This window comes from Microcystis sp. LE19-10.1B (assembly GCF_027530565.1).
GTDB classification, from domain to species: Bacteria; Cyanobacteriota; Cyanobacteriia; order Cyanobacteriales; family Microcystaceae; genus Microcystis; species Microcystis aeruginosa.
Genome location: NZ_JAPZQM010000148.1, coordinates 46,749 through 58,491 on the forward strand (window position 1 = coordinate 46,749; position 11,743 = coordinate 58,491).

8 protein-coding genes and 1 pseudogene are annotated in these 11,743 nt (G+C 40.2%); 5 read left to right on the top strand and 4 right to left on the bottom strand.

Annotation, left to right across the window (positions count from 1 at the left end):
- Positions 1–14 precede the first annotated feature (14 nt).
- The gene (locus O9332_RS05335; RefSeq protein WP_288024091.1) at positions 15–1,811 is read right to left on the bottom strand and encodes an NAD(P)/FAD-dependent oxidoreductase; all 1,797 of its coding nucleotides are present in this window, start codon (positions 1,809–1,811) and stop codon (positions 15–17) included.
- 62 nt (positions 1,812–1,873) lie between these two features.
- Positions 1,874–2,134: an acyl carrier protein gene (locus O9332_RS05340; protein WP_080603650.1), complete on the bottom strand. Its 261-nt coding sequence runs from the start codon at positions 2,132–2,134 to the stop codon at positions 1,874–1,876.
- A 288-nt stretch (positions 2,135–2,422) separates the two neighbouring features.
- Between O9332_RS05340 and O9332_RS05345 the strand changes: the two genes are divergently transcribed.
- A complete protein-coding gene (locus tag O9332_RS05345; RefSeq protein ID WP_002761905.1) occupies positions 2,423–2,941 on the top strand; it encodes a hypothetical protein in 519 nt (172 codons plus the stop codon).
- Positions 2,942–3,041: 100 nt separating this feature from the next.
- On the opposite strand, the gene O9332_RS05350 is transcribed toward O9332_RS05345, so the two are convergent.
- The gene (locus O9332_RS05350) at positions 3,042–3,944 is read right to left on the bottom strand and encodes a helix-turn-helix domain-containing protein (RefSeq protein WP_288024096.1); all 903 of its coding nucleotides are present in this window, start codon (positions 3,942–3,944) and stop codon (positions 3,042–3,044) included.
- Between the two features lie 723 nt (positions 3,945–4,667).
- A complete protein-coding gene (locus O9332_RS05355) occupies positions 4,668–4,916 on the bottom strand; it encodes a hypothetical protein (RefSeq protein ID WP_288024099.1) in 249 nt (82 codons plus the stop codon).
- A 414-nt stretch (positions 4,917–5,330) separates the two neighbouring features.
- Here O9332_RS05355 and O9332_RS05360 point away from each other — a divergent pair, with 414 nt between their 5' ends.
- The 4 genes and pseudogenes from O9332_RS05360 to O9332_RS05375 all read left to right on the top strand — a co-directional run.
- On the top strand, positions 5,331–6,305 hold the full coding sequence (locus tag O9332_RS05360; protein ID WP_002761899.1) for a hypothetical protein: 975 nt from the start codon (positions 5,331–5,333) through the stop codon (positions 6,303–6,305).
- Positions 6,306–6,390: 85 nt separating this feature from the next.
- Entirely contained in the window at positions 6,391–7,917 is a 1,527-nt protein-coding gene (locus O9332_RS05365; protein WP_288024102.1) for an efflux RND transporter periplasmic adaptor subunit, read from the top strand.
- Positions 7,918–8,299: 382 nt separating this feature from the next.
- Positions 8,300–11,398 (top strand): efflux RND transporter permease subunit, encoded by a 3,099-nt coding sequence (locus O9332_RS05370; protein ID WP_288024104.1) that lies wholly within the window; start codon positions 8,300–8,302, stop codon positions 11,396–11,398.
- Between the two features lie 111 nt (positions 11,399–11,509).
- A pseudogene (locus tag O9332_RS05375) lies at positions 11,510–11,632 on the top strand (helix-turn-helix domain-containing protein); the annotation flags it as partial.
- Between the last annotated feature and the right edge of the window lie 111 nt (positions 11,633–11,743).

Genomic DNA, 11,743 nt, shown 5'->3' on the forward strand with positions numbered 1-11,743 from the left:
TTCCGTATGTTTAACTACACATTAACAGGAACTTTCTCAGGTGATTTTGCGACGCTTTCCGTTACCCAAGTATTCAGTTGAGGTCGATAACGATAGTTGGTAAATTCTTGGCGAGTCAGTTCAATTTGACTATTATCAGGAAGGTTACGAGTCAAATATTTATAGACCATTTCCGTAATGGCTGATTGAACTGCACCATTCAGATGTCCCAACAGATAGGAAAGATTTTTGCGATTGAGAAAAGCTGAAAAACCAAATCCTTTCCAGAGGAACTTTACATACCAAACTGCCGTATAAAAACTGGTCGCTTTAATTCCAGCAAAAACATTGCACCGTCGTGGTTCCAGTTTGGTATTTTCGATAAAGTCATCAAAGTGTTTAAGGGTATGATAACCCCAGATTAATTGATCAGTACGATGAGCATCCATAAAACCAATATTTTTATTCTGCTCAACTAATTGGTTAAACTGTTCATAGAGATGATGCCAATATCCTTTAATATCCGCTTGAACTTTTGGCACATAACGGGAAATAAAGCCGGAATCTAAATGCCATTTGCCGACATAAAGGGGAATTTGAATCCCAAACCACCACATATATTCGGCATAAATACGCCAACTCATGATACTAGCATGACCTAATTGTTTATCATGGTGTTCAATGAGATGATTATTGAGTCGAGTATAGGTAAGGTTAAAGTCATTGTAAGCAGCCCGTTTTTCTTCTGTATCCGCTTCTCCTGCAAGTTGAGAACGAATAATTTCCGTGATACTTTCAATCGCAAAAGCGATCATACTTGTTCCCAAAGAGTAAAAGGGATCAAAAATACAAGCAGCATCTCCAACTACATACCAATTATCTTGAGAAAACATCGTTTTGCTAGTATGGGAAACTCTAGGAAGATAATGAAAATCGACATTTTCGCCAGAGGTGACTAAGCTATAAAGTAGATTGTGATTGGCTTTTAGGAAAGCATAAAACTTCTCTTGAGTATTAATTTGATCGTTGGCAATAACACTGCGATGTTGAGCAATTCCAATAGAGATTTCTTGGGAGTCTTTTTCAGTGGGAATCATCCATAACCAATGACCATGACCAAACCAATGATTGGTAGCATAATAATGGCTACAAGTTGCTCCATAAGGGTCATAACCATCATGAAAAATGGTGCGATCTACATTTTTAACCCGTACCCAAGCCGATCCCGTATCAACTCCAAATAAATTATCTGCTCCAAATAGGAGATTATCGGTTTTTTGACCAATAATAAACTTACGTCCTGCGGCATCAATAACGTGCTTTGCTTTGAGAGTTATCTGTTCATTTTCGACTTTAGCGATAACGGTTTTGAGTTCATCTTTTGAGGTTAAATCAACATCTACAACTCGACCTTGATAAAAAGTTGCTCCCATCGCTTTATTCATTTTTAGGAGATCCCGTTCAAATTTTGCCCGGTTCATTTGAAAGGAAGCCAAAGGCGGTTGACGATTATTCCAAATATGATAATAATCATCAGTGGTAGTCGTTTTGTCCTTCTTTTTCGGCCAATGGAAGTTTAGTCCAAATTTGGGAGGATGATTTTCGATCATATACTCATATAGTTCCAATTCTTTGCAGACAAATAGGGTGGCAATTTCCACCATTGATTCGCCAATTTTGAGGTCTTTATTAGTTCTTTCTTCTGGACGAGGATCGATGAGTGCAATTTTAATGTTGGGAACATTTAGAAGTAAGTGTCTTGCTTGACAGACCCCGGCGAAACCTGCTCCCATAATCACAACATCATACTCATTAGTGTTAGTAGCAACCATTGGTGAAATTCTCCTAAAATGTGATGAGGAAGAGAGTGAATAAGAAAGAATACAAGAAAAAGTTAAAGATATAATTCTCCTAGTCGGGTTGCTAATTCAGCAATGGTGGGATAGTTAAAAATGACCACAGGATTTAATTCCTTTCCGAGCCATTTTTCTAAGCGTCCTAATAAAACTAACGCTTTTCGTGAGTCGAGTTCATAATTATCAAAAGGTTCTTCAATATCAATGTCATCAAGGTCAACATCGAGTTGTTGAGCAAACTGATCAACGAGCCAGTTTTGAATGTCTTCAACGGTAGAAGGAGATTGAACAGTTGTCATCATGGGTTAAGTTCCTTTAACGTGAAAAAAGTGTTTTAGCAAACTAAGATTGCTTAACTTATATTCCTAGTTTATTCCTCTATCCATTGATCAGCCATGTTTTATTTTTCGCCAAAACTGGATTTTTTTTATTCCTATTTTTTATGGTCAAGTTTAGTACATTTTTACCATATAAATATAATCGAAAAACCTAGCAGACAATACAAAATATTATCCATTAAATTTCAACTCCTTTTTTCTTACAATAAAAGGTAACAAAGTTAAGTTGCTAGTTACTAGGTAAAAATTATGATAGAGACTCATGTTCTTAACCCATCTGTTACAGAGATTTATTCCACTACTCAACCGATTGAAACCGCTCATAAATCTCCGCAAATGCTCCAAGAATTATTAACTTCAGCCGTTGTACAGCTTGAAACAGAACTGCAAGATAAGCTAGAAAAACTGTTATCTAAACAGGAGTATCAACTGTTGGAAGTTGGTGAGAAGATTAATGCCTTGACACAGGAATTAGAGCAAGCAATTTCTGAATTTCTCCACATTGCCCAACAAGCAAATAAAACCTGTAGCTCTCTCCAGTTTTTAGGTGAATCTGTTCAAAAAAAACCTAATAATTTACCCAATAAAGGAAGCAAAGATACCGTTAGAGTGGTTTATAGTCATGCCGCCAAATTACCGCTTCCTGTGGTAGAAAAATATGGCTTAGGGTTTATCCTAAAAGATAAAATGGTTGATTTATCCCAACTAGGTATTACCCTTTCACTCTCTCGTCAATCTCCTTATCTTTCTGCCATCAAACAGGGATAATTTAAGCACTACTAAGGTGGGCATTGCCCACCTCAATCATGATTATGTAAGGTGTAAAGTTTAAATACTTAGAACCTAAAACCTAAAACTCAGCCATCATTTAAGCTACTTGAGTTTGATATTTTTCTCGCCAACGTTTAGGAGATACTTTATGTAACTGACTAAAGCGACGGGAAAAATAATAGGGGTCAGTAAACCCAACGGTGGCGGCAATTTTGGTAATTGACTCATGGGTTTTCAGTAACAAGGATCGGGCTTCTAGCATTCTTCGTTCCACAATCCAATGAATAATCGTTTTGTCGGTGCGACGCTTAACTAAATTGGTTAAATAAGCAGGAGAATAACCAGCCGCTCCAGCCACATCATTGAGGGTAATCGGTTGACTATAATTTGCCTCAATAAACTCAAAAACGGGTTTTAATTGAGAACTATTAGGGTAGAAAGAAGCCAAAGAATCAAAGAAATTCGGTTGCGGGGTAGAAGAAGGCTGTATCAACGATTGAGGAGCTTGTTTTGAGTTAACAGAAGGATGAATTCTGCAAGCGTAGCCATCTTTTTCAGATTCTAGAAAATTTAAGGAACGAGCTACTATGCTTATATAATCTTGATCTCCATATTTGAGAAGGTTAACCGTAATATCGAGGGATTGATGATCCCCATAATAAGGATGGTGTGTGATCAAACGTCCAAAACCTCGACGTTGAATTAATTTCCAGTATCTAGACCAATCTGAGTTTAAAAAATCTTGAGCAGCTTCTTCTATAGTCAAATTAGATAACTGTTCTCTGGAATATCCCAATAAAGCACAAGCCGCATCATTGTAATGCTTAATCCGTCCTTGGGAATCGATCCACAATACAGATTCAGGGATTTGATTGATTAAATATTGAATAACAGATATGGATTCAGCTATTTCTTGCTGAGGGACGGAATTAAGAAAGTTAGTCGTAGAATGAGAGAAGTTAAGGGAGTTAAGAGGGTTACAGTTTGGAGTTAAAAGCATGAGACTGTTCCTATAATTTTCAAAATAGATAATTTTTTGACAAAAGATGGTTTTCACTCCATCACAGACAAAACTGATTTCCTGATCTTCTTAATTCTTGATAAGGAAATTACAGCACTTGGCTGATCGCTCAAGTACAACTACTAGGGTTGAAGTGCTTATACAGTAAGCCTTTCGGTGATTGCATGGGATGTTCCGTCTCGGAAAGTGTTGTATTGAGCTTGTCTTTGATCTACAAGCGGAGATGCGTCTTTCCGCAAATTTTTAAAACCCACATTCCGCACTTCAAATTATAGTAAGTAGTCATGCAAGGCGTTGCTGATTTGAGATATGAATCTTCTTGGGCGGAATTTCTTAAAACCTAGACCCGAACTAACTTTTGCATCGGTGTCATCAACGCCCTATTTTACGTCCTCTGTAGGTAATGCGCGTGGCGGTGGCTGCCCCAGGACTACCCGCCTGACGGGACAGTATAAGCTGCCCGCGCATTTAAATTGCTTGTTGAGATGAGGCACTCTTGCACTCTTGCACTCTTGCAAGAGGCAAAAGTAAAGGGATTAGGGGAGATTTAGCTAATCTAAGGATAGGCGGTTAAGATGCGTCTTAGCTTACTACTACTTGAGAAAGTGGACTCAAGACGGAACATGGCTGAAAATCCATAACTGTCTCCGGGATTACGTCAGGACGATGGAAGGTCATCTAACGGCGGCGAGCGCGGGAGTTTTAGACAGCCAATCGGTCAAAACCGCCACGATGATTAATCAAGAGGTGGGTTATGATGCGGGGAAACGGATTAAAGGAAGGGCTCTTCGGGACTTGGTATGGTTCGATATGGGGGCATAAATCGACTAAATCCTTATCTGGCAAGAGATTTAATTGATTAGTTCGCTCTAGATCAAAAACAATTGAGAAAAATCGCCAAATGCCCTTGTATATAAGGGTTCCATCTTTTATAACCCCAGTCCATTGCATAACACAAACCGAAGAGCCAAAGGAAGAAAGAGATTCACATTAGTCGATACCTTCGGGCTGTTAATCGCAGTCAAAGTCGTCTTCTGCCAAAGATTCTCCATTTTGCTGAGGACTTTCCTATTTTAAACTAGATATAAGTGGGTGGGTGGAATTAAATATAAGATGAACGTAGGTTGGGTTGAAGCATGAAACCCAACGCCCGATTATGTTACGCTACCGCTAACCCATCCTACAAATAATTGTGCCTCCCTACTTAGATGATGTCTAGATAGATTGAACTTAAAAAAACTTAATCATCAAATCTAAAATTAATCTATCTAAATCTCTAATCTTCAGCAATTTAGAAGTATGCTGATCAGCAAAAACCACAAAAGGTTTTTCATAATCTCTCTATTTTGAATTAGGAAAAAACTCATGTCTATGCGTCATTTTGCTTTATTGCTTGGGCTAACTACCGCTGGAACAGCCACTTTATTAGCTCCCCTTCCCACTCGTGCTGCTAGTTGTGAAACAGGTGATTTATTTGATTTTAGTTCCATCCAATTTATTGCAACTCGGCCTATTGCTTCTAATAACTGTTTGCGGTTATTTGGAAAACGAACAGACCCGACTCCTCAAGGATTTGTGGGCTATGGCGCCGGTCACACTGAAACCGCTTTAAATTCACCCAGAAATCCAGCCCCCTATTATGCTGCGGGGATTGATTTTAGTCCCGAAAATTTGGTTAATCCTTTAGGAGCAACCCGAGCCGCCACATTGTTAAATAATATTACAGGATTTTCTAACTTTGCGACTTTCCTCACCAATAACAGTATTAATGTCGATCGTATTGGGTTTAGTTTTGGTCCTAAAAACGGGGATTTTACCAAGAGTTGGAATTTAGGAAATGATATTAATGGAGAGAACTATTTTTCCTCTCCTACGTCTTCTCTAGAAGAACGCATTTATGCCGCTAATCCTAAGGAAGTGGAAAGCTTTTTATTGTTGGACAACACTAAAATTCTTAGCTTTGGTTATAGCGATATTTATTCATTCTTAGAATATGGCGCAACCACCGCTCCTGATGATGACTCTGAAGCGATTATTAGTGATCCCTTTAGTGTTTCTAAGGTAGCTGGCCTGCTCGGAGAATTTGACGGATTAGCCAATGCTTTCTTAGTCGATGTGGGTTCTAATAAAGTACAATTAGTCAGTGAAGATGCCGCCGTTGTCCCAGATGACGTTTTTATCGATCCCTCAATTGGCCCATTAAATCCCGTGGTTTCTATTCAATTTCCCCTGCAACTGAGAATTGTTTCGACTCCTGAACCTTCTGTTACCCTTGGCTTAATGAGTTTAGGCATTATTGCCGTAGGGTGTCGTTTGAAAAATAAAATTCGGAAAGAATAGGACAGCAGTTGTAGATAAGCTGAGACCCATCCCCGTCTTCACGTTAAATTCTTTAATGAATAGACTTATGCCAGATAACCATCCTATGTCACCTCCTATGTCGGAATATCCCCTAAAAATCACTGCCACCTCTTCTGAACCTCAAAAACAATCAAAACGCCGTTTCCAAGGGGTTCGGCGATGGTATCTTGGGGGACTTTTATTGTTAGGAGTTGGTTATGGGATTGGGTCAATGAGTCAACCAACTCAACCAATCGCCCCTTCGGTTGCCGAAAATGAACATCTTCTCCCCGTTGAAATTGACCGGCTAGTACAGGTCAATGCTTATCAACAGTCTCGAACTTACACTGGGGAAATTGTCGCTCAAAATACCAGTGATTTAGGGTTTGAACGAGGAGGAACAATGACTCAACTGCTGGTGACAGAAGGACAATGGGTGAATCAAGGAACGCCCCTTGCTCGTTTAGATGACCGTCAATTAATCGCCCAAACACAAGACTTATTAGCCCAAAAACAACAGGCTTTAGCACAATTAAAGGAAATGGAGGCGGGTTCTCGTGCTGAAACGATTGCCGCAGCCCAAGCAAATTTGGCTCAAGAAAAAGCTCAACTACAAGAGATGGAAGTGGGACCTCGCACTGAAACCATTGCGGCAGCCCAAGCGCGTTTGAAAACCCTGCAAGCACAATTAGCTTTGGCTCGTAGTAAACGGGAGCGACGACAGAATCTTTATACGCAAGGGGCTATTTCTCTTGAACAGTTTGACGAAGTGGTCACAGATATGGATAGTCAACAGGCAAGGGTTAATGAAGCCCAGAGCCAATTAGATGAGCTATTAGCAGGAACACGCCCTGAAATCTTAACTCAACAGCGAGCAAGGGTTAAACAGGCTCAAAGTCAACTGGATGAGTTGTTAGCAGGGACTCGCAGGGAAGTGATTGAAGCCCAAAAAGCAGCTATTAAACAGCTAGATAGTCGTTTAGCTAGTATTGAACTTGATTTAGAAAAGACCGTTCTTAAAGCCCCTTTTTCGGGCAAAATTCAAAAACGTTATCTCGATCAAGGAACGGCGGTACAAGCGGGTCAAGGGGTGGTGCGTTTGGTACAATTAGACGGCGTTAAAGCCCATATTGGTGTTCCTACGTCCCTGACTTCTGAGATTAAGCTCGGACAATCACAAACCCTAAAAATTGACCAAAAATCTTATTCAGCGACCGTTAAGGCAATTTTACCTGAACTAGATGCTGCTAGTCGTACCGTGACGGTGGTTTTTCAAGTTAAAGGAGCAGGAAGTAGCGGCGAGGCTACCTCACCGCTGCTAACCACTGGACAAATTGTCACCTGGAAATGGCAACAAAACATTAATACTTCGGGTTATTGGCTACCTAGTACCGCTCTTGTTAAGGGAATTCGAGGATTATGGTCGATTTATGTCCTAGGAGATGGGAATGCAGCCCAAGGATTTGTCGTAGAACGTCGGGATGTGGAGGTTTTATACACCGATGGGGAGCGAGTTCTCGTGCGAGGAACATTAGACGGAACCGAAAAAGTGATTACTAATGGCACAAATCGCATTATTTCGGGGCAAAAGGTAAAAATCAGTAAACAGTAAACAGTGAGCAGAACGTAGGTTGGGTTGAAGCATGAAACCCAACGCCCGATTATGTTACGCTACCGCTAACCCATCCGACAAATAATTGTGCCTCCCTACTTAGGGTTTGCTGAATAAATCTAAAAACCTTGTTGGGTAAGACTTTTAGACTTTTGGGAAATCAAAAAGTACCAGATCTGGGAGTGATCGCGGAGAAAATTCCTGGACTTTTTCCCTGAAAATTAGGTAATTGACCACCTGAAAATGGGTAAAACCCTACACCCCACACCCTACACCCCACACCCTGCCCCCAGGAAAAACTTTTTGCCGCAAACCCTACTTATTACTTATTACTTTCTCCCCCGAACTTCATAATTCTCAATTCTTAATTCATCATTCTCCTATGTCTTCCATCTTTTATAAAAACGTCCGATTATTAGTTTTAACTATTTTGGCGATCGCCGTTTGGGGCTTATCTTCCTTTTTCAGTTTACCTCGTATGGAAGATCCCGAATTAACCCCTCGTTTTGCGGTCATTAACACCCAATTTCCAGGCGCAACCCCTGAACGAGTAGAAACGCTAGTTACTGATAAATTAGAACAAGCTTTACTAGAAGTCGAAGAAATTCAAAATATTGATTCTACCTCTCAGCTTGGCTTCTCCAGCATTACCATTGAATTAAATGACCAAATTACCGATGTTGATCCCGTTTGGTCACAAATTCGTGATAAAGTCAATGATGCTGTTTCTCAATTACCATCGGGAACTTCTCTCCCTGAATTTGAAGAATCAAAACCCAAAGCCAACGCCTTAATTGTTGCTTTAACTTGGCAATTATCAAGCCCTCCGAATTATGGCATTTTGAGCCGTTGGGCGCAAGAATTAGAAGATGATTTACGGTTAATTGAAGGAACAGAAAAAGTTGAATTATTTGGCAATCCTACGGAGGAAATTCGAGTTGAAGTTGCTCCCCAACAATTAACCCATTTAGGATTAACCATACAGTCCCTATCTCAACAAATCTTAGAAAGTGATGCCAAAGTTGCTGCCGGCCAATTACGAAGCGAACAAAGTAACTTATTGCTGGAAATTGAAGGAGAATTAGATTCTTTAGACCGTTTAAATCGTTTATCAATTAAATCAGGTTCGTCTAGTCAAGTAGTGCGATTAGGTGATATTGCAAATATTAGTAAAGGAATTGAAGATCCGCCCAGAGAAGTCGCGATGATTAAGGGAAAACGGGCGATCGCAATTACTGCTTTTGTGGAATCTGATAGACGCTTAGATTCTTGGATGACAGTCGCCAAGGCTAAGTTAGAAAGATTTGAAAAAAACCTTCCTCAAGGAATTGGCCTACACATTATCTTTAATCAAAGTCGTTATGTGCAGCAACAACTGGACTCGGTTTTATCAAACCTGATCATGGGGGCTGTCTTAGTTTTTGGGATCACCTTTGTGATCATGGGCTGGAAATCATCTTTAATCGTGGGAACATCCCTTCCTTTATCAGTTTTGATGGTTTTTGGCAGTATGAAGGTGTTAGGCATTCCCCTACATCAAATTTCGGTGACAGGGTTAATTATCGCTTTGGGATTATTAATTGATAATGCGATTATTGTGGTTGATGAGGTGCAAATGGCTTTAAAAGAAGAAGAAGGTATATCACCGCTCAAAGCCGTTGCTACTACCGTACATCATATTTTTATTCCCTTACTCGCTTCTACCTTTACCAGTGTTATCGCTTTTTTGCCCATTGCTACCGCTTCAGGAGCAACTGGAGAATTTACGGGAACGATTGGAGTAACCGTAATTTTAGCCCTAATTAGCTCGTTTATTCTATCTGTCACCGTGATTCCTGCCTTAGCGGGAAGATTACATCATTGGCAACCAACCCCCACAAATGGATATTGGTGGCAAAGCGGATTTACCCATTCTCGTTTAACCTATCTTTATAAGTGGAGTTTAGATCGCACTTTTCAACGTCCCTTATTAGCGATCGCCCTTATTCTTATTCTTCCCTTATGGGGTTTTATGAGCTTTCCTACCCTACAACAACAGTTTTTTCCCCCCACCGATCGCGAACAATTTCATTTAACCTTTGAATTACCCATCAGTGCGTCTTTACCCGAAACCCAGTCTCAAGTGATGCAAGCCCGAAAGTTAATCTTACAGCATCCTGAAATTCAAGACGTTCAATGGTTTATTGGGAAAAGTGCGCCCTCTTTTTACTACAATGTCTTACAAAATCGAGAACAATCTCCTAATTATGCTCAAGGAATTGTTCAACTTCAGAAAAACGTCAAGTCGGGTGCGTTAATTCGCACCTTACAGCAAGAATTAGATCAAGCCTTTCCCCAAGCGCAAATTATTGTCCGACAATTAGAACAGGGTCCTCCTTTTGATGCACCGATTGAATTACGCTTATATGGGTCAGATTTAGCCCAATTACAGGCTTTAGGCGATCAAGTTCGCGCCGAATTAGCTAAAACCCCTGATATTATCCATACTCGCGCCACTTTAAGCGAAAGTTTGCCCAAATTAGCTGTCAATCTTAATGAAGAAAAGCTACGTTTAGCAGGGTTAGATAAAAGAGCCGTTGCTCGTCAATTAGACACCAGTTTAGAGGGAACAGTCGGAGGCTCGATTTTAGAAGGAACAAAAGAACTACCTGTGAGAGTTCGGACTTCTAATAGTCAACGGAGCAATCTAGCTGAAATTAGCTCATTAAACCTCTTATCTTCAGGAAATTCTGCAACTTCATCGACAATTGTTCCCTTATCAGCGGTGGGAAATGTGGAAATTGTCCCCGATATTGTTGCTATTTCACGTCGTAATGGCCAAAGGATGAATACCATACAGGGTTTTATTCCGGCTGGTGTATTACCGGAACAAGTACTCTCTGAGTTTGAAAAACGATTAGAAATGAGTAATTTTCAGTTACCCTATGGTTATTCATGGGATTTTGGCGGAGAACAAGGAGAACGTCAGGATGCTTTAAGTAATTTGATTGCAACTCTTGGGGTTTTAGCGATCGTTATGGTGGCCAGTTTAGTCCTCACTTTTAATTCTTTCCGTATGGCAAGTATTATTATTCTTGTTGCGATTTTATCCTTAGGACTAGGCTTAGGATCATTGGCCTTGTTTAATTATCCTTTTGGGTTTACAGCGATTTTAGGGATCATTGGACTGTTAGGAATCTGTGTTAATGATTCAATCGTAATTCTTGACGCTTTGCGTCATGATGCTCAAGCCAGCCTTGGTTCACGTCGAGCAACTCGAAATGTGGTTATGCGAGCTACTCGTCATGTGGTAGCAACCACCTTAACCACGATTATCGGGTTTATCCCTTTATTATTTGATCCCAGTGGTTTTTGGCCACCTCTTGCGATTAGTATTGTTGGTGGGTTAGGTGGCGCCACTTTAATAGCGTTATATTTTGTTCCTTCCGTATATGTACTCTTATGTCGTAAAAATCTTGCACAGAGTGCTAAACCGCAGTAACGGTATGATTATCGCAGTCATCGAAAATTTGGGTCTGAAACCCCGTCGTTCTACGACGGCTTTACTGTTAAATATTAGAACATTTACGAAATATATGCTAGAATGTGAGACATGGAAAAAGCCTATTCGTTTCGATTTTACCCCACACCCGAACAAGAGTCGCTATTGCGGCGCACTTTGGGCTGTGTAAGATTGGTTTACAATAAAGGCTCTTCGGTTTGTGTTATGCAATGGACGGGGGTTATAAGGGATGGAACCCTTATAGAGAAAGGCATTTAGCGATTTTTGTCAATTGTTTTTTATCTAGAGCGAACTAATCAATTAAGTCTCTTGCCAGATAAGGAT